A 25,042-nucleotide genomic window follows, 5' to 3' on the forward strand; every position below is an offset into this window, starting at 1 on the left:
TTTGGCAGCCGGATCTAAGTCGTTGTGAGAAAAACAAAACGCGTCACCATCAAAGACATCGCGGAGCTGGCGGGGGTGTCCAAAGCCACCGCCAGCCTGGTCCTGAACGGTCGCAGCAAAGAGCTTCGCGTGGCGGAAGAGACGCGTGAGCGCGTGCTGGCGATTGCAAAAGAGCACCACTATCAACCCAGCATTCACGCCCGTTCGCTGCGGGATAACCGCAGCCACACCATTGGTCTGGTGGTTCCGGAGATCACCAACTACGGTTTTGCCGTCTTTTCTCACGAGCTGGAAACGCTGTGCCGCGAGGCGGGCGTTCAGTTGCTGATCTCCTGCAGCGATGAAAACCCGGGGCAGGAGACGGTGGTGGTGAACAACATGGTGGCGCGGCAGGTGGACGGGCTGATCGTGGCCTCCAGCATGCTTAACGACGCGGACTACCATAAGCTGAGCGAGCAGCTGCCGGTGGTCCTGTTTGACCGCCACATCAACGACAGCGCGCTGCCGCTGGTGATCACCGACTCTATTACCCCGACGACGGAACTGGTGGCGGATATTGCGCGCCAGCATCCTGATGAGTTCTACTTCCTCGGCGGCCAGCCCCGCTTATCCCCGACGCGCGACCGCCTGGAAGGGTTCAAACAGGGTCTGCGTGATGCCGGTGTGGAACTGCGTCCGGAGTGGATCATTCACGGCAACTATCACCCGAGCTCCGGTTACGAGATGTTTGCCGAACTCTGCGCCCGGCTGGGACGTCCGCCGAAAGCGTTGTTCGCTGCCGCCTGCGGGCTGCTGGAAGGGGTGTTGCGCTATATGGGCCAACATAACCTGTTGCAAAGCGATATCAGGTTAGCCAGTTTTGACGATCACTATCTCTATGATTCGCTGACGATCCCCGTGGATACCATTCGCCAGGATAACCGCCAGCTGGCGTGGCACTGCTTTGATTTGATTAGCAAATTAATCGAAGGGGAGACGCCGCAGCCGTTGCAGCGCAAGCTCAATGCCACCCTGCAGCGACGCTATAAGTCAGCGAAATAGCCCGGTTCGATACTTCAATAACTTTAATTAATTTAAGTTTTGGAAGCGCCGATAACCATAAGGAATAATTCTCCTTGAGGTATTGGTTTATGTCGTTGAAAAAGTCGTCCCTGATTATCCTGTTCTCGCTGCTTTTCTTCTTTGTTGTCAGCACTGTCACCAGCGTTGGCCTCATCATTAAAAGTAATAATTCCCTGGATAACGTCAACAAAGAGATCCAGGTGGTGCTGTCCATTATTGACCCCATTAACCACAGCCGTACGTTGCGCGTTCGGGTGATGGAGTATGTGAAGATGGTGGAAGCGGGCAACGCGGCGGACGGGGCAGCAAAGCTGACCGCCGTGAAAGAGGCGCTGACCAAAGCGGACCACGCGTTTGCGGCCTTTATGGCGTCACCGCGCCTGAGCGATGAAGCGCCGCTGGTGAGTGCCTATCAGGATGCCTGGCAGAACTACCGCAACCAGGGGCTTGCGCCGCTGATTGATGCCGCTGCGGCACACGATGTCGGCAAGTTTGACGCGCTGATCCCGGAAGTGTCCCGCCTCGATCGCCAGTACGAGATCGTTCTCGACCAGGTCCTTTCCGTGCACCAGAAATATGCCAAAAGCCTGAATGAAGATGCGAGCAGTAACTTCGTCTCTGGCCTGGCGATCATTGCCGCAATCGCCAGTCTGTTTGTGGTGGTGATCATCGCAGTCAGCCTGCTGATGAAGCGCTTTGTCTTCGCGCCGGTCAACCTCGCGCGCGAGCACTGCAGCCAGATTGCGGCAGGTAAGCTGGACATTCCGGTGCCGGTGAAGGGGAGCGCACATAACGAAATCGATCATCTGATGAGCTCGATGGAGCAGATGCGTCAGGCACTGCTGTCAACCATCGCTCAGGTACGCGATGCGAGCCATACCGTGACGCACGCAGCCCAGGAGATTGCCTCCGGGAATATTGACCTGGCGTCACGCACCGAGCAGCAGGCTTCCGCATTAACCCAGACGGCGGCCAGCATGGAAGAGCTGAGCGCGACGGTGGCGAACAACACCGACAATGTGTTCCAGGCCGGTAAACTGGTGCAGGACGCGGTGAAAAATGCCCACACCGGTGAAGCGGTGACCCGCGAAGTCATCGACACGATGAATACCATCGCCGCGAACTCGAAGCGCATCGAAGACATCACCAGCGTGATCAACAGCATCGCCTTCCAGACCAACATCCTGGCGCTGAACGCGGCGGTTGAAGCGGCGCGCGCCGGTACCCAGGGCCGTGGCTTTGCGGTCGTGGCCAGCGAAGTGCGCACCCTGGCACAGAAAAGTGCGGTGGCCGCCAAGGACATTGAGAGCCTGATTGCCCAGTCGGTTTCCAGCGTGAAAAACGGTGCGGAGCTGGTGAGCCGTTCAGGTGCGGTGATTGACGCGATTATTTCGTCGGTCAATAAGGTGAATACGCTGATGGAGCAGATTTCCGTCGCCTCGGAAGAGCAGAGCCGCGGGATTAGCCAGGTCGGGCAGGCGGTGACCGAGATGGACGGCGTGACCCAGCAGAACGCCGCGCTGGTGCAGCAGTCCGCCGCGGCAGCGGCCTCGCTGGAAGAGCAGGCGCAGCAGCTATCGCGGAGTATTTCGAGTTTTAGTTTGCCGGTGCAGGCTTGATTGAATATAAGAGGCTCCTGAGGGAGCCTATTTAATGTCTGGCGTAACGGGAAAGCCGTATCAGACAAAGTTTCATGTTTTAAAAGCACTTATATTTACAAGACTTACCGTCTAGAGGTGTTGGTCAGGGAAGCTGACTGGACTATTATGCATTTTCAGTACATGCCGTAAGGGGGGGGCATGATAGATATCACAAGCGGTGACAGACACCTTAAATTAACGCCCTATGAAAGGCTGACTGAACCCGAGGTGCCTGCCTATAGCCGTATTATGGTATGGGTTGAATTCTCAATCCCTGTCTTAAAAACAGAGTTTGCTGCAGAGTTTTTTGTCGGTCAGTTAGAGCAATTCAGGAATGATGCACATGCTTTCCATCAGGCCTTAACGACAGGTACAAAGTCTAAGGATATTAGTTTAACCTCGGCATTCGAGCAGGTTATGCTTAAGTTTCATCAGGCACATTTTGCCGGGGCTGTTGGAGTGAGTATGGTACTGATGCCTGAAAACCATGCTGACAGTGTTACCCTTGACGATTCCTTCGAGATTGATGAAAGTTACTTTCACGACCTGCTCTCTGGTCTGGACGACATCATTTCATGGCAAAACTGATGCTTGAATTACGCTACAAGACCGGCACTCAGACTGCCGGACTTTTTATGCCATTTACTCGCGCCTTTCTCCTTTTCTGTCAAGCGAAGACTAGCGACTTCATTACGCAAAAAATGATGGCCTGAAGGTGACTCATAGCGCCCGCCAACTCTAACAGCTATGAGTCCAAATCCGACAGCACAAAAAATTTTCATCCACCCCAGCAATATTTCCCTCCCTCATCCGTCTACCTCATCACAAGCCATAATCAGTTACGGTAAACGAGGTAAACACCATGAGAGATTTTGAAATGCACGGCAGAGGTCACGGGCGCGGATTTGGTCGTCACCGTATGGGCAAGGGATTAGTCATCGGCGCGGTGATTTTCATCGTGCTCGGCCTGCTGGTGATGTCCCTGTGGAACGCCTTGCTTCCGGCGATCCTTGGCGTGAAGGCCATCGGATTCTGGCAGGCGCTGGGTATTCTGGTGCTAAGCCGCATTCTGTTTGGCGGGCTGGGCTTCCGCCCTGGGATGTTCGGTGCGCACCGCCGCATGCACGAACGCTGGATGAACATGACGCCCGAGCAGCGCGAGGCGTTTATTCAGCAGCGCCGCGAAGGGTTTGGTCGTCACGGCCGCGGGCACTGCGGCTGGCACGGGCATCGTGACGATAAGCGCGACGACGCCACGCCAAAAGCGCCGGAAGCAGAGTGAGCGAAATGAAAGCCGGGGAGGCGGGCGGATCCATGCTGTTGTCGGCGCTCAATGTCTGCCGCGCCCGGCTGAGAGCCTTCATTCGCGGACGGACGTCCGTCCGTGATGATGCCGACGACATTCTGCAGGAAGTGACGTATCAGCTGATGAAAGTGGAACAGCCGGTCGAAAACGTCGCCGCCTGGCTGTTCCGCGCGGCGCGTAACGAGATGACCGACCGGGCGCGTAAAAAGCGCGAGGTCTCGCTCTCCGGCTATTTTACGGGCGATGACGACGAGGGTTTCCCGGAGGACGAGCTGGCCGAAACCCTGTTTGGCGTACCGCACACGCCGGAGGAGGAGTACCTCAAAACGCTGCTGTGGGAAGAGCTGGGGCAGGCACTGTCTGAACTGCCGCCGCCGCAGCGGGAGGTGTTTGAGAAGACCGAGCTCCACGGCTACAGCATTAAAATGCTGGCAGAGGAGACCGGTGCCAGCGAACAGGCGCTGTTATCCCGCAAGCATAAGGCAGTACTGTTTCTGCGCACCCGGCTGCGGGACGTCTATGACGCGCTAACGGGCGAATAGCGGTGACAGACAAAACCTTACACTTCCGGCACTTGTAGATTCATCACTATCGTTTATGATCGGGGCGTCTTGTTACTCTGGAATGTTATGCGCAACCGTCAGCTCCTCGGAAAATGGCTTTTGATTATCACCTGTCTGGCGATGGCGCTTTGCCTCGTGCAGCGTGCGGTGATGCTCAACCATTTTTTACAGGGACTGGATCCGCAGATTTCTCTGGTAGCTGATGCCCCGGCGCAAACCAGCGATACGGAACAGCCCGGCCCGTCGCCCTGTCAGCTGGGCGCGCACTCGCTGCTTTGCGCGCAGCCGCTGTTCTTCGACGGTGCGCTACCAGCCATTATTATCTTCTTCGCGCTGCTGCAGCTGGTTACGCAAGGGCGGGCGTTTGCGCCCGTCGAACAGCCCGTTCAGGCACCGCCTCCCCGAATACACCTGAAAAACTGCGTTTTCCGTGAGTGAAAATCATCGTCACCGCACGATAATTTTTCACTGTTCACGGAGTAAAACATGGTTAACCTCTTCAGGGGATTCGTCTTCCTGTGGCTGTCCTGCATCGGCATTGCCCATGCGGCGGACACCGGCTGGCTGGTTTCCCCCCAAAACGATCACGCCCGCATCCGCTTTCAGGCGGAGAGGGAACAAAACCACATTAAGGGCCTGCTCACCGTTGAGCTAAAACCCGGCTGGAAAACCTACTGGCGATCGCCGGGCGAGGGCGGCGTGGCGCCGAAAATCAGCTGGCCGGACGGCGTAACGGACAGCTGGTCCTGGCCGGTCCCGTCGCGCTTCGATATCTCCGGCATGACCACGCAGGGCTATCACGATAAGGTCACTATTCCGATTACGCTCGACGGGGTGAGGGGCGACACGCTCGACGGGACGCTCACGCTCTCTACCTGCAGCAACGTCTGCCTGCTGACGGACTACCCGCTGCACCTCGATTTTACCCAACCGGTGGATGAGGGCTTCCGCAGCGCCTTCGCGCAAGCGATGCGCGCCGTGCCGGGCACCTCCGGCGTTTCCGCCGATTTGTCGGCCTGGCTTTCTGACGGCAATCTGGTGGTGACGGGGACGACGGACGGGAAATGGGATAATCCGGGGATCTTCTTTGACCCACTGGAGGGTGACATTCTGCCCGGCGAGCCGGTCATTAAACACGACGGCAATACGCTTCGGGTAACGGTCCCCGTCACCGATGAATGGGGCGATAAGCCCGCCTCGCTGAAAGGCAAAGCGCTGTCGTTTGTGCTGACCAATGGCGATCGCGCGCAGCAAACCACCATGACCGTTGGGACAACGCCCGAAGAGACTTCAGTGGCGGACGGGATCGGCAAAATGGTGCTGTTTGCGCTATTGGGCGGGCTGATCCTGAACCTGATGCCTTGCGTACTGCCGGTGATGGGCATGAAGCTCAACAGCATCCTGCACGCGGGTTCGGATGGCCGCACGATCAGGCTGCGCTTTCTCGCCACCAGCGCCGGGATCGTGACCTCCTTTATGCTGCTGGCCGCAATGGTCACCGCGCTGAAGCTGGCCGGCGCGTCGCTGGGGTGGGGCATTCAGTTCCAGAACCCGTGGTTTATCGGCCTGATGGTCGCCGTCACCTTCCTGTTTGCGCTGAACCTGTTTGGGGTCTTTGAGATGCTGCTGCCTTCTGCCGCCGCCGGGCGGCTGGCAACGGCCGGGGGGACGGGGATTGGCGGCAGCTTCTGTGAAGGGATGTTCGCCACGCTGCTGGCGACCCCGTGCTCCGCGCCGTTTCTGGGTACCGCGGTTGCCTTTGCCCTTGGCGCGCCGCTGCACGCCCTGTGGCTCATCTTCCTGATGCTCGGCGTGGGCATGAGCCTGCCGTGGCTGTTTGTCGCCCTGGTGCCGAAAACGGCCTTGCTGCTGCCGAAACCCGGTCGCTGGATGAACACGCTGAAAGTCGTTCTCGGCCTGATGATGCTGGCCTCCAGCTTCTGGCTGGCGACGCTGCTGAGCCTGCATCTGGGCGACAGGGTCACTCAGGTGGTGTTGCTGATGCTGGTCGCCGTCACGCTGGCGCTGTTCGCAATGAAGCGGCAAACGGCCTCGCCGCTGTTCTGGCTCGTGGTTATCGCGCTGTCGGCGTTCGGCGGGTATCAGGTGCGCGGGCTGCTTAACGCGCCGCCTGACGCGCCGGCGCAAAATACCGCGCAGGCCATACCGTGGCAGCCGCTCAGCGAGGCGGCCATCGGGCAGGCGCTGGCGCAGGGGAAACGGGTGTTCGTGGATATCTCTGCCGACTGGTGCGTAACCTGTAAGGTGAACGAGCATCGGGTACTCACTCAGCCGGAGATCGTTGCCGCACTGCGCCAGCCGGACGTGGTGGCCCTGCGCGGAGACTGGAGCCAGCCGTCCGCGCTCATCGCGGCGTTTCTGGCGAAGCGAAACCGCTACGCCATCCCGTTTAACGCGGTGTATGGCCCCGGCCTGCCTGATGGCGAAATCCTCTCGCCGCTGCTGGACAAACGCACCCTGGTCACCACCCTGAACAACGCAAAAGGCTAACTGTACGATGAAAACACTCCTTATTACGCTTCTGTTTCTGCTGGCCCCGGTTCAGGTGTTCGCGGCCCAGCCGCTGACGCCGGACCAGGAGCAGCGCGCGCAGCAGATGATCGCTGATTTCCTGTTTAACGACCCGAACTCCCCGCGCATCGGCGCGAAAAAACCAAAGCTCACCCTCGTGGTGTTTACCGACTACAACTGTCCGTACTGTAAAAAATTCGATCCGTACCTGGAGAAGATTGTCGAAAAACACCCGGACGTGGCGGTAGTCTTTAAGTTTTTACCTTTCCGTTCGGAAAGTTCGCTCACCGCCGCGCGAGACGCATTAACCGTCTGGCGTGCGCATCCAGAGCAGTTTATGAAACTCAACCATACCCTGATGGCGAAAAAGGGGTACCACGATGAGGCCAGCATTCAGGAGGCGCAGAAGCGGGCGGGCGTGAACGTGACGACGCCGGATGACGAGAGCCTGCTGACGATCAAGCGCAGCCTGATCGTCGCGGAAAAAATGGGGATCCAGGGCACGCCCGCCACCCTTATCGGCGAGGGACTGCTTCCCGGCTGGGTGCCGTTCGAACAGTTCGATGAAATGGTCAGTGACGCACTGAAAAACCGCTAACCTGAAGGGGGCGGAATGCCCCCGACAAACCGGAGAGGGAAATGAAAAAATTACTGTTACTTTCGGCGCTGGCGACGTCAGGGCTGGTACAGGCGGCTGAAGCCATACCGGATGTGGTGAAGCACTTCAGCGAGCAGCAGAACATTAAAATCATCAAGAAGCTGGATGCTCCCGGCGGGGCGCCAGCCTGGCTGGGGCAGTATCAGGACATGGGCGTCACGCTGTTTTTAACGCCGGACGGCAAGCACGTGATCTCAGGTTATCTTTATGACGACAAGGGGAAGAACCTTAGCGAAGGCTACTTCCAGAAAGAGATCTACGCCCCGATGGGGCGCGAGATGTGGAAAAACCTCAACGCGGCACATCCCCTGAAGGAAGGGGCGGATAGCGCCCCGCGTAAGGTCTTTGTCTTTGCCGATCCGTTCTGTCCGTACTGCAAGCAGTTCTGGTCCGAGGCGCAGCCGTGGGTGAAGGCGGGTAAGGTGCAGCTCAATACGCTGCTGGTGGCGTTCATCAACCCCAACAGCGGACGTAACGCCGCCGCGATCCTCAATGCGAAAGATCCGGTGGCGGCCTGGCACGAATACGAGCTTTCCGGTGGGAAAAAGTTGCCGAAGCCAGAGGGTGAGGCTTCCCGCGAAACGGTAGCGATACTGCAGAAGCACCAGGCGCTGATGGACAGCCTGGGCGCTAACGCCACGCCAGCCATTTATTATCTGAATGCGGAAAATGAGCTGCAGCAGGTGGTCGGTATGCCTGATGCGCAGCAGCTTGAGGCGATGTTCGGGCCGAAGCCGTAAATAGCCAGGCAGAAACAGGGCGTTTCTGCCTGGTTGTCATTCAGCCACCCCAGCGTCCCTTCAGGTAATTCACCGCCTGCTGCGTCTGCGGGCGGTTGAGGTAATCTTCGCGGAACAGGATGGTGCCGTTAACGTTGGGCAGCGAATCGTTGAGATCGAGCTGTTTTTTCAACTCCGGCACGCCGCCCTGAACCGTCCAGTCAGGCTCATTTTTTGACGGCTCACCCACCTTGTAGAACGCAATGCCAATGTACAGGCGCGTGTGGGACGGCTTCACCACGTCGGCCCACCATCTGGTCAGCACGTCGTAGCGCGCGGCATCCCGCGAGAAGGGCCAGTAAATCTGCGGGGCGATGTAGTCCAGCAGGCCCTGCTGAACCCACTGACGCGTATCGGCGTAGGATTCATCATAGGCCGCGGCGCCGCGGGTGTCGGAGCCTGCCGGGTCAAAGGAGCGGTTGCGCCACACGCCTGCCGGGCTGACGCCGAACTCCACGTCGGGCTTTGTCTGTTTAATCGCCCGGGAGACCTGGACAATCAGTTGCTGCGTGTTGTGTCTTCGCCAGTCGGCTTTGGAGGCAAATCCCTGGCCGTACTGCCGCCAGGTCTGGGAATCATTAAGCGCGGATCCCGGCGATTCTGCATAGAAGTAATCATCGAACTGCACGCCGTCTACCGGGTAGTTCGCCACCACTTCGGTGACCACTTTGGTGATCCAGTCCCGCACGTCGGGAATGCCCGGGTCGAGCACAAAGCGGTCGCCCGAGATGCGCACCCACTCCGGGTGCTGGACATAGACGCTGGACGGGGTCTGATAGGACGTCCGGTTCAGGGCGGCGATGGTGGACGGTTTAGTATTGGTCGACACGCGGTAAGGGTTGAACCAGGCATGGACCTTCATGCCGCGCTTGTGCGCTTCATCGAGCATAAACTGCAGCGGATCGTATCCCGGATACTCACCGATATTGCCCGTTAGCGTATCTGACCACGGCAAAATCTTTGATGACCAGAGGGCCGTGCTGTCGGGCTTCACCTGGAAAAACACCGTGTTAATGCCGAGGTGTTTAAGGTTGTCGAGCTTGCTGGTCAGCGCTTGTTTCTGCATCGCGATGCGCTGATCCGCGCTGCGGCCGTTCACCGAGGCCACCGGGGGCCAGTCGAGACGCGAGACGGTCGCCAGCCAGATCCCGCGCATCGGCACATTTGCTTGCTGCGTCGGTTTGCTGATGGTGGGAAGGGGGGTAACCAGTGACTTTGGCGGTTTTGAGGAGCAACTTACAAGTAAAAGTGCGCAGGCAGCCAGCGCACCAGTCCGTTTTACGTGTCGCGTCATTTGCGTATTAGCTCTTGATAATCCGACTGTTGGCCCAGGGATTAAAGACGGGCGCTTCCTGTTCTGCGTGTCCCTCATCGTTGAGAGAGTCCAGATACAGGGCTTCAACCTCCGCGCGCGCCCACGGGGTACGGCGCAGAAATTTCAGGCTCGATTTAACGCTGGGGTCTTTTCTGAAACAGTTAATTTTGATTCGGTCGCCCAGCTTGTGCCAGCCATATTTCGCCACCAGGGCGTTGACCATCATCTCCAGCGTTACGCCATGCAAAGGATCTTTGGAAATATGTGCAGTCATAGGCGTCCGGATGTCTCGATTTTCAGGGGAATGGGGTAAACGCTGAAAGGGTACCAAGAAAGGAGGGGAAGCGGCAATTTTGGCGTGAGGTTTCTTCACCTCGGAGAGGTGAACAAAAGGAAAATGGAAGAAGAAAATTATCCGCAAAAGGCAACGAAAGCAGTGACCAGCGCGGCTTCAAACCGATGCGGCCAGAGTAGTGGTTGCCAGTGGGGCAGACATCGTTGATGTCTAACCATAGCTCACTATTGTGTGATGTAGTTTCGTGACGTATAGTTACGTCAACCGATTTGTATGTTTCAACCGTCAGGTACTTAATTATGTCTCCCGCACAAGCCAAACAAAAGCAGCATAAACGTTACGATGCCGTAGCGGTGCAGGTAGCGCGTGGTCGTGACGGATACAAGCCTGCCATGAAAAGTCGTTTCAGCAAGTCAGCTAGCAATAAATTTGCTCACGCTATCACTTTTGCCTGATCCTGAACTTTAAGGCACAATAAACCATCATTCGTTGATGGTTTTTTTATGCCTGTTCAAGATGTTATTCCTCCCTATGAGCAGATATATCTGCTAAATCAGCAACTGATCTGCAATGCTGATAGGCTCAGACATGCCGTTATCACAGTCGGCGGTCAGGCCGTACAATATTGGATATCCTACTATCATGCACAATACGGCGACAGGTTGCCTGACGAGCGTCTTATAACTTCTGTTGATTGCGATTATAGCGCCCGGAAAGAGGATATTGCGGCGATAGCCGAAACGCTAAACGTTAAAACGTGGGAGAACACAGACGGCCAGCCACCATCCCTTGCACTGTTCATGCTTATCGATCAGGACACTCACGATATCAAGCGTGATGATGGACGCTTGTTTGCCGTACCGGATGCGCCTGACGAGCCAAATGTGGTGGATATTATCGACCGGCCCGGAGGTTTTGACCATTCTGATTTTCTAGGGGCAAAACTTTACCTGCATACTGCTCCATTTTATGTGGAAGCCACCGGCCCTGGCATGCCAGAAATGAATGAAAAGGTAAGAGTGCTCACCCCTGTCGCCTGTATGCGCTCTCGCTTTAGTAATCTGATTAACTTACGTCGCGATGCAGAAATTGAAATTGCCAGAATTAACGCGCTGAAAATCCCATGTTATTTCTTTCTCATCGAGCAGTTTGATGAACAGCCCTTCAAAGTAGCACGGGAGATATTTATGGACTTGTGGCGGCTGGCTAATGATGAAGGTTGCCTACGCCAGCAAGCATTCTGGCATAGCTGGCAGGGTCCGCTACTTGAAAGGCAACAAAGCAACAACATCACGCTGCCGGATGTACTGGAGGCTGTTCACTCCTACCTTGCAGGACATCTTGATGATTTTGACATCCCGGAAGCTTTTGTCACCAAAGAACTACCGTTGAAGCTCACGCAACTGCGTGAGCGCTTTGAGCGCTATGTTGTGCTCAATGCTGAGTGGGCTGCAAGAGGACGGAGGGGATTTGAACGTAATCGCCGTGATGAATAGCTCACTTTGGAATCATCACACCTGACGTCCAGCCGCCCGCAGCAGCTGCTCGCGCAGCCAGGCGTTCGCCGGATCCTGGCTGTTCTTCGGGTGCCAGTACATGTTGATGGTAATCGGCTGGAGCGGCAGCGGCGGCGTAAAGAGATCCAGCGTGCTGGCAAACTGCTTCAGCATCCGTTCCGGCAGGGTACACACCAGGTCGGTACCGGCAACCAGCGCAGGCGCCACGGCGTAGCTCTGCGTGGACATGGCAACGTGTCGCTGGTGGCCCAGCCCGGCGAGGGTTTGATCGACAAAGCCGGTGAACGGATCCCCCGCAGAGGAGACCACCAGATGAGAAAGCGCGCAGTAGCTTTCCAGATCCAGCGGACCTGTCCCGCGCGGATGGCCTTTACGCTGGGCGGTGGCAAAAGCGTCGTCGAGGAGTTTGCGCCTCACCCAGCCGTCATGGGCGCCCGCGCTTACGCCGATGTAGATGTCCACATCGCCGTTCTCCAGTTGCTGCGGCAGTTCGGCCATCTCGGGCAGGGCGAAGCGCAGGCGAATACCGGGAGCATCGGTAACCACCTGGTTAAGCAGCCCGGTGCCTAGCATCAGCGCCGGGTTTTCATGCAGCGCAATAACAAAGGTCCGGCGGCTGGTTCGCGCCTCGAACGTGGTGGGGGCAAACATCGCGCTGATGCCGCGCAGCACGCTTTCCACCTGGGGCTTAAGCGCTTCCGCTCGCGGCGTGGGCAATACCCCGCGTCCATGCGGGGAGGGGATAAACAGCGGTTCGCCAAACAACGTGCGCAGACGCGCGAGACGAGCGGACAGCGCGGGCTGGCTGATGCCCAGCCGCGCGGCCGCATGGGTGATGTTCCTGTCCTGAAGCAGGGCATCCAGCGTCAGGAGCAGGTCTATGTCCATGTCAGATATCCGCGTCATCTTATTTCGCGCTGCTGGCGTCCCGGTTGGTATAGGTCACAGGGACCCAGGCATAGCCGCCTTTCTCGCCTTTCGTCACATAGCCGATGCCCGGGAACGGCAGATGAGGCGCGGCAATGAGGTCTTTATTTTTCACAAAGTCAGCGAACGCATGCTCGCGTACGCTTGCCGCTTTGTTCTCATCTTCATCGTAGGTGATGGTCACCGCAGGCTGCGGGAACTGGACCGCCGCGGCGTGAATGATGTCGCCCACGAAGGTGATCTTCTCGCCTTTACTTTCCAGGGTGTAGAAGGCTGAACCCGGCGTGTGTCCGGGATGAACCGTGCCGGTAAGCCCCGGAAGAATCTCCGATGTGCCGCTAAACGGCACCACTTTACCCGCGTCAAGATAGGGTTTTAAGGTCTTCTGCGCGACATCGAAGTAGTTCTTGCCGTAGCCAGTTTTCTTCTGATTGTCGTCGTTAAAGAAAAAGTCGATGTCCGGTTTACCAACGAAGACGCGGGCGTTGCTGAACACCACCTTGCCGTCTTTCACCAGGCCGCCCGCATGATCGGAGTGGGCGTGGGTCAGCAGGACTTCAGTAATGTCCTCGGGTTTTATTCCCTGCGTGGCGAGGCTCTCAACCAGACGTCCGCCGGCATCGGGGCCAAAGAGCTGGCCTGACCCGGTATCCACCAGGATTTTATGTCCGGGTATCGCAATCAGGAAAGCGTTGATGGACACCTCGGCAGGGTTGGTCTGGAAATTTTTCGCGAGCAGGGCATCAATGTTTTGCGGCGTTGTCCGGCGCAGCAGCGTGTGCAGATCCTGCGCGACGGTTCCGTCCGTAAACGAGGTGACAAGCACGTCGCCGACCTGCACGCTGTAACCGCCCGCCGGTTGTTTAACGACGTGCTGCGGCGTTTCTGCAGAGGCCTGGAGCGCAGGGTAAAAAAGCAGTGAACTGGAAATCAGCGTGGAAAGAGCAAGTTTTTTCACGGTAAGCATACGAGTCTCCTTTGAAAGTGCTCATCTTACTGCTCCGTAAAATTATAAGAAGCTGCCCAGAAATGATAGGACCTATAAACGGGATGGATAGGAAACCGAAAGGCCGGGAAGGCGCGCGATAGCTTTCCCGGCCCGTAAGACATTATTTTTTCAGCGGTGCGTTCCAGCTGTCCGGCGTGGCTTTGGACCATGAGCCATAAGCGGCATTAGGCAGCACAATCCAGTCATCGCCGAAGTGCGCCTTACTGGCTTCCACCAGCTCGCGCTGCTGCTCGCTTGGTTTTTTGTTTTTAAACTGCACCGCGAAATCCGGCAGGCTGTCGCCGAACAGCATCACGATCTGCTGCTTTTTGAGAATGCTCTGGCGACGCTCTTCCTTACTGACGGTATCCAGCAGCACGCTTTCGTCGGAGACCTGCGGAAGTCCGAGGGCTTTTAAGGTATTGAGCGTATCGGCTTTGTTTTCCTGCATACGATCCGAGACATAGTAGATACGGACCTTACTTTGATTCACGTGGTCAAGAAACGCTTTCGCCCCCGGGATCAAACCGGGTTTCCCCTGTTTCTCCCAGTCGCTCCAGGTGTCCCATTTTGTATAGTCGTGGCACTGCTCTGTGTCGCGCACCAGCAGAGGCGTGTTGTCCAGTACCGTTTCGTCCAGATCCATCACCACGGCGTAATTTTCGGGCGTTTTCAGATTTTTTAATTTTTCATTGAAACGCTCGGTGGCAAACCGATATGTCTGTAGCTGAAGAGCCATAATCTCAGCCGATTTCTGCTGATAGCGCAGCGCCATTTCGTACGCTTTGGGTTCACACAGGTTGCTCTCAGCGGCCGTTGCCGTCGCACTCAGAACAGGTAATGCCAGCAGTACTGCCTTCGCCATAAAATTCACGCTTCTTTCCTCAACGCCTTGTTTAAAATCCGGAAAGGGTAGTGAAATTTAATGACAAATTGATGAATGCCGCGCCGCTATACCAGCATGTAATACCAGAACAGGGCGACCTCGTCTTTTTCCGGTAAGGCGTTGTACAAATAACGATCGTATCCGCCCAGGGTAAAACCATAATGGCGGTAGAAAAGGCAGGCAGACACGTTCACATTCTGGGTTTCCAGTCGTAATCCGGCGGCATTGACGCTGCGGGCCCAGACGTGGGCGGCGGCCATTAATTTTTGAGCCGCGCCGGTTCTGCGTCTGGCGCGATCGACGGCAATATAATCCACCGAAATAAATTTATTCCAGCTCATTGAGGCGGTAATAAATCCGGCTATTTCGCCGTCATCAGTTTCGGCGACAAGAAATATGGCGTCCGGATTTACGCAATGGTTTTCAAGGGTTTGTATGTCGAGCTCGTAGGTTTTTATCCAGGGCTCGGCAACGGCTTCGATATGCAAATCACAGTGGATAAAGGGCTCTCGGGCAATGTGGCTTATGGTGAAAGAAAAGTCACAACATTCAAGACGAACGAGGTCGGTATTTAATCCTTTTCGAATCTGCATAGTATTCTCTGTAGTGAGTTATTTCATAAAGAATAGACGAAGCGGATAAATCCGCTGAGCTCACGCACTTTTAATCCTGAACTAAGCTTGTACTTCATTCCGCGTAAAATGTGGGTCATTCGAGGACAATGAATGGAATTCAGGACATTTCAAAAGCAGTGGGGTGCTGAGTTTATTTCCGATGACGTTGTACGTTTTCGCGTCTGGGCAGAAGGACAGAAAAAACTTACGCTTCGTCTGGCCAACGCCGACGTGCCGATGACGGCAACGGGCTGTGGCTGGTTCCAGGCAGACGTACCCGGCGTCACACACGGGACAGAATATCAGTTTGTCCTGCAGGACGGGATGACGGTGCCCGATCCCGCGTCACGGGCGCAAAAGGGGGATGTTAACGGACCTTCCGTGGTTATCGATCCCCGCCGCTGGCAGCCCGTCAACCGGGAATGGGCCGGGCGGCCATGGGAAGAGACGGTCATCTACGAACTGCACATCGGCACCTTCACTCCGGAGGGCACCTTCCGGGCGGCCATCGACAAGCTGCCTTATCTGGCAGAGCTCGGGATCACCCAGCTTGAAGTGATGCCCGTCTCCCAGTCCGGCGGTTCCCGCGGCTGGGGGTACGACGGCGTACTGCTGTATGCTCCGCACGCCGCCTACGGCACGCCGGAGGATTTCCACGCGTTTATTGATGCCGCGCATGGGCTGGGGCTTTCCGTGGTGCTGGATATCGTGCTCAACCACTTCGGCCCGGAAGGGAATTATCTGCCCCTGCTGTCGCCGGCGTTTTTCGATGCACAGCGCACGACGCCCTGGGGTAACGGCATCGCCTATGAGCTGGAGCCGGTCAGGCAGTATATTACCGATGCGCCGCTCTACTGGCTGACGGAATATCATCTGGATGGCCTGCGGTTTGATGCCATCGACCAGATTAAAGACGCCTCGGATACGCATGTTCTGGTGGAGATAGCCGGGAAGATCCGTCAGGCGATCCCGCACCGGCACGTTCACCTGACCACGGAAGACAGCCGCAACGTGATTTTCCTGCATCCGCGCGATGAACAGGGCCACACGCCCCTGTTTACCGCCGAGTGGAACGATGATTTTCACAACGCTGCTCACGTGTTTGCCACCGGTGAGACGCACGCCTACTACCAGGATTTTGCCTTTGAACCGGAGAAAAAGTTCGCCCGGGCGCTGGCCGAAGGGTTTGTCTACCAGGGCGAAGTGTCCCTGCAAACCGGTGAATCCCGCGGGGTGGAGTGCCACTCGCAGCCGCCGCAGTTCTTTGTCGATTTTATTCAAAACCACGATCAGACCGGGAATCGCGCCCAGGGCGAGCGGCTCATCTCCCTGGCGGGCGCTGACAAGACGCGGGTACTGCTGGCCGCGCTGCTGCTTTCCCCCCATATCCCGCTGCTGTTTATGGGCGAGGAGTACGGTGAAACGCACCCGTTCCTGTTCTTCACCGATTTTCACGGCGAACTGGCAAAGGCGGTGCGGGAAGGGCGCGCGAAAGAGTTTACCGGCCACGCGGGGCACGATGACGACGTACCCGATCCGAATGACCTGAACACCTTTCTCCGCTCAAAACTCGACTGGCATAAAATCGCCACCGACGAGGGCAAAACGTGGCTGCGCTTTACGCGCCACCTGCTCACGCTGCGTCATCGCTATATTGTTCCGCTGCTGCAACAGGGGGGCGCCGTTGAAGGCAAGGTGGTCGTGACGGCCCCCGGCATGGTGGCGGTGAGCTGGCGCTTCCCGTCGGGGACACTCTCACTGGCGCTGAATATCGGAACCCGACCCGTCGGGCTGCCCGCGCTCGCGGGGGAGACGCGCTTTGCCTGGCCGGACGTAGACGACGTTTTACCGCCGAACAGTATTGTTGTTCGCTTTGCTGATGGAGAAGCATCGTTATGATCCCTTCCGCCACATACCGTATTCAGTTCCGTAACGGAATGACCTTTGACCGCGTCGTCGCGCTGGTGCCGTATCTGAAAGATCTCGGCATCAGCCACCTCTACGCCTCGCCGGTGTTTACCGCAACAAAAGACTCTACCCACGGCTATGACGTGACCAACCCAAATGAAATTGACCCCGCCGTCGGCGGACGAGAAGGGTTTGACCGCATGGCCGCGGCGCTTAAGCAGGCCGGTATGGGGCTGATTCTGGATATTGTCCCAAACCATATGTCCACCTCGCTGGAGAACGCCTGGTGGCGGGATGTGATTGAACATGGCCAGCAGAGCCGCTACGCGCGCTATTTTGATATCGACTGGTCGCGACCGCTCACGCTGCCGTTTCTTGGCGATACCTTTGAGGCGGAGCTGGAGAAGGGAGCCATTACGCTAAAACGTGACCCTGTCACAAAAAAGGCCGCCCTGGTCTACTATGACGCCGTATACCCGCTCAACCCCGGCACGTACAGCGAGGAAAAGAGCATTGCCGAGCTGCACGACGCACAAAGCTGGCGGCTGATGTCCTGGCGCGAAGCGCCAAAACAGCTCTCATGGCGGCGCTTCTTTGAGATCACCGGGCTGGTTGGCGTCCGGGTTGAAGATGAGGCGGTCTTCGACGACACGCACCGGCTTATTCTTGAACTGGTCCATGCGGGCGTGGTGGATGGCCTGCGCATTGACCATATCGACGGCCTGGCCGATCCGCTGGGCTATCTGCAGCGCCTGCGGCAGGCAACCGGCCCCGACTGCTACATTACGGTCGAAAAAATTCTCGCGAAGGGAGAACAGCTGCCCACAGACTGGCCGGTCTCCGGCACTACCGGCTATGAGTTTATCGCCTCGCTGGCGGAGGTGCTGGTCGACGACGCTAACCTGCCGCGCCTGGAGAAAATCCACGACGAGACGCTGGGGGGCACGGTCGATCGCCACGCTGAACTGCGGGACGCTAAGGGCCTGATGACCGATCGCAATTTTGAGGGTGAATTCACCACGCTGCTCACGATTGCGGTTGATCTGGCCCGGCGCAATGACGTTGCGCTGCCGCGCGATGAGATCCGCCACGCGCTGCGCGAACTGCTTATCGCTTTTCCGGTTTACCGCACCTATGGCACTCGCGAGGGGTTAACCCCGCCGGACGTGGCGCTGCTCAACCGCGTGGTCGCCAGCGTGGAGACCTCTGAAGCGGCGCTCAGCCTGATTGTGCGCATTCTTACCGGCGACCTGCCGGAAGATTGCCGCGAGAGCGCCGCGCTGTTCAGAACCCGCTTCCAGCAGCTGACCGGGCCGCTGATGGCGAAGTCCGTTGAAGACACGCTGTTCTTCCGCCATAACCTGGAGCTGGCGCTCAATGAAGTAGGCGCCGACCCGACGCCGCGCGCGTTCTCGCTATCCCGTTTTCACCAGGAGATGCGCATTCGTCTTGCCCGTCAGCCCGACGCGCTGCTCGGCACCTCCACGCACGACACCAAGCGCGGGGAAGATGCCCGGGCGCGTCTTTACACCCTGACGGAAGCCCCGGAACAGTGGGGGGAAAACCTGGCCCGCTGGCGACAGATGAACCAGACCCAGGTGCGTTTCCTTAATGACGGTACCGCGCCGAACGCCGCTGACACCTGGATGATCTACCAGGCGCTGGCGGGTGTCTGGCCCGCCACGCTGTCTCCCGACGATGTGGACGGGCTTAAATCACTGGAAGCGCGTTTCCTCGGATTCCTGGAGAAAGCGCTGCGCGAGGCGAAACAGCGCACCGACTGGATCGACAGCAACGAGAGCTATGAGAGCGTGGTGCTGAGCTACGCGCGGCACCTGCTTTCTCCGGACAACAGCTCGTTTCTGGAGGATTTCAGCGAGGCGATGCAGCCCTTTATCCGCGCCGGGCTGATGAACAGCCTCAGCCGGTCGGTGATCAAGCTGACGGCACCCGGTGTGCCGGATATCTATCAGGGCAGCGAGGCGCTTAACTTTAGCCTTGTCGACCCCGATAACCGCCGGGAGCCGGACTTCCCGGCCCTGGAAAGACACCTCAGCGCGGCGGATGCCCGCGTGTTTAACGACCCGGCCTGCTGGCGGGACGGAAGGGTAAAACAGTTCGTTACCGCCACGCTGTTACGGCTTCGACCGCATTACGCCTCACTTTTCCATTACGGTGACTGGCTGCCGCTTAAGGTGACCGGTGAGCGTGAGGAGAATCTGATTGTTTATGCCCGCGTTAAGGACGATGAGGCGCTGATCGTTGCCGTGCCGCGTCTGGTGTTTGACATCACCGGTCACGACAGGCTGTGGGTGAATACCACGGTAGCAATCCCTGCAGAACTGGCCGGGAAGCGCTATCGGGATCTGTTCAGCGGTGAAAGCCGCATTCTGCAAGAGACGCTGGATTTAACGTCAGAAAAGGGATGTGTACTGGTTCTGCTTACCTGCGAATAATCGTGGAGAACGAAAATGGCTAAGGATACAACGTTTGAAATTCGGGCCGGTCATGGCCAGCAGTTGGGGGCGAATTATGACGGGAAGGGGGTCAACTTCGCGCTGTTCTCTGCTCACGCCGAGCGGGTGGAACTCTGTCTGTTTGACCCGTCCGGGAAAACAGAAATCGCCCGGCTGGAACTCCCGGAGTATACCCACGAGATCTGGCACGGCTACGTACCGGATCTGAAGCCCGGCGCGCTGTACGGCTATCGCGTCTACGGTCCTTACGATCCGGAAAACGGTCATCGTTTTAACCCGCATAAGCTGCTTATTGACCCTTATGCCCGTGAACTGGTGGGCGATATCGACTGGAACGACGCCCATTTCGGCTATGAGCTGGGGCATGACGAGTTAGATTTGAGCTTCGACACGCGCGACAGCGCGCCGTTTACGCCGAAATGCCGGGTCATCGACCCCAATGCCTTTGACTGGCAGGACACTAACCGACCAAACGTCCCCTGGCCGCATACCGTCGTTTATGAGAGCCATGTGAAAGGCTTTACCCAGCTCAACCCGGCCATACCGCCCGAACTGCGCGGCACGTTTGAGGGGATGGGGCATAAAGCCTCGGTCGACTACATCAAAAGCCTGGGCATCACCGCGGTAGAGCTGCTGCCGGTTCACTGGTTCCCGGACGATCAACACCTGCTCGACCGTGGCCTGAAGAACTTCTGGGGCTATAACACGCTGGGCTTTTTTGCCCCGGCGTCACGTTATTACGGACCCGCGGGGATCCAGGGCTTTCGCGATATGGTGCGCGCGTACCATGACGCGGGCATCGAGGTGATTCTGGACGTGGTGTATAACCACACGGCGGAAGGCAACGAGCTTGGCCCCACGCTCTCGTTTAAAGGGATTGATAACTACAGCTATTACCGCACGCTGCCGGACCAGCACCGGTATTACATCAACGACACCGGTACCGGGAATACGGTGAATACCTCGCACCCGCGCGTGCTGCAGATGGTGATGGATTCCCTGCGCTACTGGGCGGAATTGATGCATATCGACGGTTTTCGTTTTGACCTCGGGACAATTCTGGGTCGCGAGCCAGAAGGGTTTGATCCGCGCGGCGGCTTCTTTGACGCCATGACCCAGGATCCGGTGTTATCCCGACTGAAGCTGATTGGTGAGCCCTGGGATATCGGTCCTGGCGGGTATCAGGTCGGCGGTTTCCCGCCGGGCTGGGGGGAGTGGAACGACAAATACCGCGACACCGTGCGCGAGTACTGGAAGGGAGATAACGTCTCTACCGACTTTGCCGCGCGTCTGCTCGGCTCCGGCGACCTGTACGATCTGCGCGGGCGTCGCCCGTGGGCCAGCGTCAATTTCATCACCGCCCATGATGGCTTTACGCTGAACGATCTGGTGTCGTACAACGAGAAGCATAATGCCGACAACGGTGAGGACAATAACGACGGCCACAACGATAACCGGTCGTATAACTACGGCGAGGAAGGGCCAACCGGGAACCCGGAGATCATTGCCACCCGGGAGCGGCAGAAGCGTAATTTCCTGGCCACGCTGCTGCTGTCTCACGGTACGCCGATGCTGCTGGCCGGGGACGAGTTTGGCCGGTCGCAAAAGGGCAATAATAACGGGTACTGTCAGGACAGTGAGATCTCATGGATCAACTGGAAGGGACTCTCTGAAAACGACACCGCGCTGCGCGAGTTTACCCAAAGGCTGATCGCCCTGCGCGCGCAGCAGCCGCTGCTGCGTCGCGAAAGCTGGCGCGACGGGTTGGAGATCCGCTGGTTCAATGCCGGCGGCGGTCCGCAACAGGCCGAGCAGTGGGATGAAGGCTCGACGCTCGGGGTCTCCATCAGCAGGCCGGATCTTCAGCAGGAGGAGGGCATCTGGCACGACGTGCTGATGCTGTTCAATCCGTTTGAAGGCACCGTGCCGTTCCAGATCCCACAGTTTGGCGAAGGGGGATGGGTGCTGGAACTCTCTACGGCGGATGACGCCGCCGGGACCGCGATCACCGAAACCGTCGAGTACGCACTGGCCGGACGCAGCATTACCCTGTTCAGACGTCCTTAGCCTCAGAGTGATGCCGCCGCGCGGGCGGCGGTGTCATACAGGGAGGAGATCGTGCGTAACAGCTGCGCGGTTTCCCCAATCGATTTCCCGGCAATTCCGCTCTCCGCGTGGATCGCAATTAAACACGCTTCCCGAACGTCCCGGTACTTCATGCACAACGCTTTCCCCTCCTCGGTGGTGGAGAAAAAGAGCTCTTTGCCCGCTTTTTCACTCGTCACGTAGCCCGCTTTGACCAGCTTTTTCAGGGCGTAGGTCACCACGTGGGTATCTTCCACGTTGAGAACGAAACAGATATCAGCCAGCTTTTTCTTGCGATCGCGGTGGTTCACGTGATGCAGCAGCGAGACGTCAAAGGCGCCCATGTCGGGCTCGCCCGCTGCGGTCATGCAGCGCACCATCCATTTGTTGAAGGCGTTGCTGGTCATGATCAGCGCGTATTCCAGCTCTGACAGCTCCGCGCAGCGCTCGGACACCAGATGGCGGGAGGAGACGATCCGGCCGTCGTTGATATCGTCGTGATGGGAGCTAGCACTCTTTTCTGAAGTCATAACGTTCCTTAGCCAGAAATGTAAACTCATCGATAAAATAAGAACATTTTATTGATAAATTGTTTACATGTTTTTGAGGTTCAGATATAGCTTTTTAGCGCAGGTTTGCCAAACCTGACGAAAAACACAACATCGCTCGCCGCAAATTAAAAAAATAGCCGTCGGCGCGCAACGCTCACTTTCGATAGGGTAAACGTTATGGACGGTACTACGCTGTTGCCGCTGATCGGGATACCGATCGTGGTCATTGGTTTTGCACTGCGCTTCAACCCGCTGCTGGTGGTCGTGGTCGCGGGGCTGGCGACGGGTCTGCTGGTCGGTATGGATTTCGGCATGCTGCTGGAGACCTTCGGCGAGAAGTTCGTGAACAGCCGCTCGCTGGCCACCTTCATTCTGATCCTGCCGGTAATTGGTCTGCTGGAATATTACGGGCTTAAGGAGCGCGCCCAGGCCTGGGTGGCGAAGATCGCCAGCGCCACCTCGGCGCGCATTCTGATGCTTTACTTTGTCGCGCGTGAAGGCACCGCCGCGCTGGGGCTGATGTCGCTGGGCGGTCATGCTCAGACGGTCCGTCCGCTGCTGGCGCCGATGGCCGAAGGGGCGGCGCTGAACGAATACGGCGAACTCCCGCAGCACATCCGCGACAAAATCAAAGCCCATGCCGCCGCGTGTGACAACATTGCGGTCTTCTTCGGGGAAGATATCTTTATTGCCTTTGGCGCGGTGCTGCTGATTGACGCGTTCCTGAAGGAAAACGGCATTGAGGGCATCGAACCGCTGCACATCGGCCTGTGGGCCATTCCAACCGCCATTGCGGCATTGATTATTCATATGACGCGCCTGCTGCGCCTCGATGCCAGCATCCGTCGCGACGTCATGGCCTGGCGCGCCGAACAGGGTACGCAGGAGGCCGCGCAATGATGACGCTTATCTCCATTAACCGCGTGTATTACCTGATTGGCTTTGTCGTGATGCTGCTGGTCGTGATGACCCTTCGCGATCGCGCCAATCCGAAGCGTTTTACCACCGCGCTGTTCTGGTTCTTGTTTGGCGGGATCTTCCTGTTTGGCGACCTGATGGTGCAGGAGCTGGGTAAATCCCTGGCGTACCGGATCATCGGCGGCGGCGTCATTGTTATCGCGCTGCTGGCGGGCTTTGGCCTGGTCGGGAAAGGGCACTATAAAATGTCCACCGAGGAGGCGCGCGTCGCCTCTTCGAACAGACTCAAGAACTGGCTGTTCCTGCCCGCCCTGATGATCCCGGTGGTGACGGTGATCGGCACCCTGTTCCTGAAAGGGGTGTCGGTTGGCGGCGTGTTCCTGCTCGATCAGAAACAGCTTACCCTGGCGGCGCTCTGTGTGGCCTGCGTTGCGGCGATCCTTACCGGCTGGTGGCTGACCAAAGGCACGCCGCTGCATGCGGTTCGCCAGTCTCGTCGCCTTGTCGATACCATCGGCTGGGCGGTGATCCTGCCGCAGATGCTGGCCATGCTTGGCGGGGTCTTTGTGGTGGCGAACACGGGGGACTCGGTGCAAAAGGTGGTGAGCCTGTTTGTGAACCCGGATAACCGCTTTATGCTGGTGGTCATTTACTGCGTGGGGATGGCGCTGTTTACCATGATCATGGGTAACGCGTTTGCGGCCTTCCCGGTGCTGAGCGCCGGTATCGCCTTGCCGTTCCTGATTAACGTGCATCACGGCAACCCGGCGCCGCTACTGGCGATTGGCATGTACGCGGGCTATTGCGGCACGCTGATGACGCCGATGGCCGCGAACTTCAATATCGTTCCCGCCGCGCTGCTGGAGCTGAAGGACAAATATCAGGTGATCAAGATCCAGATCCCGACCGCGTTAACCCTGCTGGTGGTGAACGTGTTCTTAATGTATTTCCTCGTGTTTCGCTAAGGAGCTGTCATGGAATTAACGCAACATCAGGCTGACGCGTTTGCCCGCATGCCTTTGACCTATTTGCGCCAGGAATACCCGAACCACATCATGCACCTGCTGAATGATGATGGCGACGTGCTGCCGCCACGCGAGCTGCACCCGATTTTCTACGGCTGTTTCGACTGGCATTCGGCGGTGCACGGATACTGGCTGCTGCTGCGCTGCGTGCGTCTCTATCCCGACTTGCCGTGCCGGGAAGCGATCGTCGCGCTTGTCAACGAGCACCTGATCGAAGAGAACGTGGCGAAGGAGCTGGCCTATTTCACCGCGCCGTTCCGCGCCTCGTTTGAGCGGCCGTATGGCTACGGCTGGCTGCTGGCGCTGGCCCAGGAGCTGAAACAGTCGTCGTTGCCACAGGCCGCAGGCTGGTATCAGACGCTGGCGCCGCTCACCCAGGACATTCGCAACCGGCTGGTGGATTATCTTGCTAAGCTCACCTACCCGATCCGCGTCGGGACGCACTACAACACGGCATTTGCGCTCGCGCTGGCGCTCGATTACGCCCGAGCCGTAGAAGACAGCGCGCTTGAGCAGGCTATTCTGTCCTCGGCCGAGCGGTTTTATCTTGCCGACACGCGCTATCCAGCCCACTACGAACCCGGCGGTGATGAGTATATTTCCGGCGCGCTGACGGAAGCGCTGCTGATGAGCAAGGTGTCAAAGGACTTCTCGGCGTGGTTTGACGCGTTTCTGCCGGATGTTGGCTCCGTTGCGGCACTGATGAACCCGGCAGAGGTGAGCGATCGTACCGACCCGAAAATTGCCCATCTTGACGGGTTAAACCTCAGCCGCGCGTGGTGCATGAAGCACATTGCGAAAGCGCTACCTGCCAGCCATCCGGCGCAGCAGGCGCTGCGTGATGCGGTAGCGAAACACCTGACGGCGAGCGTCGGGCATGTGGTGGGCAGCCACTACAGCGGGGGGCACTGGCTGGCAAGCTTTGCGCTGTTGGCGCTGGAGTAAACCATTGCGCCGTCTTTCTTGCCGGGTGGCGCTGCGCTTACCCGGCCTACA

The 25,042-nt window shown here is 57.8% G+C and carries 23 protein-coding genes; 16 read left to right on the forward strand and 7 right to left on the reverse strand.

Annotated elements, in window-relative coordinates; genetic code table 11:
* The first annotated feature begins 24 nt into the window (after nt 1-24).
* From LDK53_RS01325 to dsbG, 9 genes are all read left to right on the forward strand, one after another.
* On the forward strand, nt 25-1,041 hold the full coding sequence (locus LDK53_RS01325) for a LacI family DNA-binding transcriptional regulator (protein ID WP_095451278.1): 1,017 nt from the start codon (nt 25-27) through the stop codon (nt 1,039-1,041).
* Between the two features lie 89 nt (nt 1,042-1,130).
* The gene (locus LDK53_RS01330; RefSeq protein ID WP_225283502.1) at nt 1,131-2,681 is read left to right on the forward strand and encodes a methyl-accepting chemotaxis protein; all 1,551 of its coding nucleotides are present in this window, start codon (nt 1,131-1,133) and stop codon (nt 2,679-2,681) included.
* 180 nt (nt 2,682-2,861) lie between these two features.
* Complete coding sequence (locus tag LDK53_RS01335; RefSeq protein WP_225283504.1) at nt 2,862-3,290, forward strand: hypothetical protein; 429 nt, start codon at nt 2,862-2,864, stop codon at nt 3,288-3,290.
* 274 nt (nt 3,291-3,564) lie between these two features.
* Nucleotides 3,565-3,984, forward strand: a complete 420-nt coding sequence (locus LDK53_RS01340; protein WP_025756496.1) for a hypothetical protein — start codon at nt 3,565-3,567, stop codon at nt 3,982-3,984.
* Nucleotides 3,985-3,989: 5 nt separating this feature from the next.
* Entirely contained in the window at nt 3,990-4,550 is a 561-nt protein-coding gene (locus LDK53_RS01345; protein ID WP_225283603.1) for an RNA polymerase sigma factor, read from the forward strand.
* Between the two features lie 87 nt (nt 4,551-4,637).
* Complete coding sequence (locus tag LDK53_RS01350; protein WP_225283506.1) at nt 4,638-5,009, forward strand: hypothetical protein; 372 nt, start codon at nt 4,638-4,640, stop codon at nt 5,007-5,009.
* Nucleotides 5,010-5,057: 48 nt separating this feature from the next.
* Complete coding sequence (locus tag LDK53_RS01355; protein WP_225283508.1) at nt 5,058-7,082, forward strand: protein-disulfide reductase DsbD family protein; 2,025 nt, start codon at nt 5,058-5,060, stop codon at nt 7,080-7,082.
* A 7-nt stretch (nt 7,083-7,089) separates the two neighbouring features.
* Complete coding sequence (locus LDK53_RS01360) at nt 7,090-7,701, forward strand: DsbA family protein (RefSeq protein ID WP_225283510.1); 612 nt, start codon at nt 7,090-7,092, stop codon at nt 7,699-7,701.
* 41 nt (nt 7,702-7,742) lie between these two features.
* Nucleotides 7,743-8,501 carry a thiol:disulfide interchange protein DsbG gene (gene dsbG / locus LDK53_RS01365; protein WP_225283512.1) on the forward strand — a complete coding sequence of 253 codons (759 nt, stop codon included), beginning with the start codon at nt 7,743-7,745 and terminating at the stop codon, nt 8,499-8,501.
* A 40-nt stretch (nt 8,502-8,541) separates the two neighbouring features.
* Here the strand turns inward: dsbG and LDK53_RS01370 are convergent, their stop codons facing one another.
* Nucleotides 8,542-9,834 (reverse strand): glycoside hydrolase family 10 protein, encoded by a 1,293-nt coding sequence (locus LDK53_RS01370; RefSeq protein ID WP_225283523.1) that lies wholly within the window; start codon nt 9,832-9,834, stop codon nt 8,542-8,544.
* 7 nt (nt 9,835-9,841) lie between these two features.
* Complete coding sequence (locus LDK53_RS01375; protein WP_225283535.1) at nt 9,842-10,129, reverse strand: VF530 family DNA-binding protein; 288 nt, start codon at nt 10,127-10,129, stop codon at nt 9,842-9,844.
* 524 nt (nt 10,130-10,653) lie between these two features.
* On the opposite strand from LDK53_RS01375, the gene LDK53_RS01380 reads away from it, so the two are divergent.
* Nucleotides 10,654-11,646, forward strand: a complete 993-nt coding sequence (locus tag LDK53_RS01380) for a hypothetical protein (RefSeq protein ID WP_225283537.1) — start codon at nt 10,654-10,656, stop codon at nt 11,644-11,646.
* Nucleotides 11,647-11,661: 15 nt separating this feature from the next.
* Here LDK53_RS01380 and LDK53_RS01385 read toward each other — a convergent pair whose 3' ends face one another.
* From LDK53_RS01385 to LDK53_RS01400, 4 genes are all read right to left on the reverse strand, one after another.
* On the reverse strand, nt 11,662-12,573 hold the full coding sequence (locus LDK53_RS01385) for a LysR family transcriptional regulator (protein ID WP_225283548.1): 912 nt from the start codon (nt 12,571-12,573) through the stop codon (nt 11,662-11,664).
* Nucleotide 12,574: 1 nt separating this feature from the next.
* A complete protein-coding gene (locus tag LDK53_RS01390) occupies nt 12,575-13,561 on the reverse strand; it encodes an MBL fold metallo-hydrolase (protein WP_095451292.1) in 987 nt (328 codons plus the stop codon).
* Nucleotides 13,562-13,703: 142 nt separating this feature from the next.
* A complete protein-coding gene (locus LDK53_RS01395; protein WP_126800735.1) occupies nt 13,704-14,456 on the reverse strand; it encodes a 5'-nucleotidase, lipoprotein e(P4) family in 753 nt (250 codons plus the stop codon).
* 77 nt (nt 14,457-14,533) lie between these two features.
* A complete protein-coding gene (locus LDK53_RS01400; protein ID WP_025756472.1) occupies nt 14,534-15,061 on the reverse strand; it encodes a GNAT family N-acetyltransferase in 528 nt (175 codons plus the stop codon).
* Nucleotides 15,062-15,193: 132 nt separating this feature from the next.
* Between LDK53_RS01400 and treZ the strand changes: the two genes are divergently transcribed.
* From treZ to glgX, 3 genes are read left to right on the forward strand one after another with little or no spacing between them, the layout of a single operon-like run.
* Nucleotides 15,194-16,981, forward strand: coding sequence for a malto-oligosyltrehalose trehalohydrolase (gene treZ / locus LDK53_RS01405; RefSeq protein ID WP_225283550.1), 1,788 nt, complete (start codon nt 15,194-15,196; stop codon nt 16,979-16,981).
* Nucleotides 16,978-19,446 (forward strand): malto-oligosyltrehalose synthase, encoded by a 2,469-nt coding sequence (gene treY / locus LDK53_RS01410; RefSeq protein WP_225283552.1) that lies wholly within the window; start codon nt 16,978-16,980, stop codon nt 19,444-19,446. Before treZ ends, treY begins: the two co-directional genes overlap by 4 nt.
* A gap of 15 nt (nt 19,447-19,461) precedes the next feature.
* On the forward strand, nt 19,462-21,534 hold the full coding sequence (gene glgX, locus LDK53_RS01415) for a glycogen debranching protein GlgX (protein ID WP_225283563.1): 2,073 nt from the start codon (nt 19,462-19,464) through the stop codon (nt 21,532-21,534).
* A 2-nt stretch (nt 21,535-21,536) separates the two neighbouring features.
* On the opposite strand, the gene LDK53_RS01420 is transcribed toward glgX, so the two are convergent.
* Nucleotides 21,537-22,082, reverse strand: a complete 546-nt coding sequence (locus tag LDK53_RS01420) for a winged helix DNA-binding protein (protein WP_095440652.1) — start codon at nt 22,080-22,082, stop codon at nt 21,537-21,539.
* A 198-nt stretch (nt 22,083-22,280) separates the two neighbouring features.
* On the opposite strand from LDK53_RS01420, the gene LDK53_RS01425 reads away from it, so the two are divergent.
* The 3 genes from LDK53_RS01425 to LDK53_RS01435 are packed head-to-tail and all read left to right on the forward strand — an operon-like array spanning nt 22,281 to nt 24,991.
* Nucleotides 22,281-23,003 carry a DUF969 domain-containing protein gene (locus LDK53_RS01425; protein ID WP_025756467.1) on the forward strand — a complete coding sequence of 241 codons (723 nt, stop codon included), beginning with the start codon at nt 22,281-22,283 and terminating at the stop codon, nt 23,001-23,003.
* Entirely contained in the window at nt 23,000-23,986 is a 987-nt protein-coding gene (locus LDK53_RS01430; protein ID WP_025756466.1) for a DUF979 domain-containing protein, read from the forward strand. The genes LDK53_RS01425 and LDK53_RS01430 overlap by 4 nt, the downstream gene beginning before the upstream one ends.
* A 9-nt stretch (nt 23,987-23,995) precedes the next feature.
* Entirely contained in the window at nt 23,996-24,991 is a 996-nt protein-coding gene (locus LDK53_RS01435) for a DUF2891 domain-containing protein (protein WP_225283564.1), read from the forward strand.
* Nucleotides 24,992-25,042 lie beyond the last annotated feature (51 nt).

It is taken from the genome of Enterobacter sp. K16B (assembly GCF_020216105.1).
Lineage (GTDB): Bacteria > Pseudomonadota > Gammaproteobacteria > Enterobacterales > Enterobacteriaceae > Enterobacter > Enterobacter sichuanensis.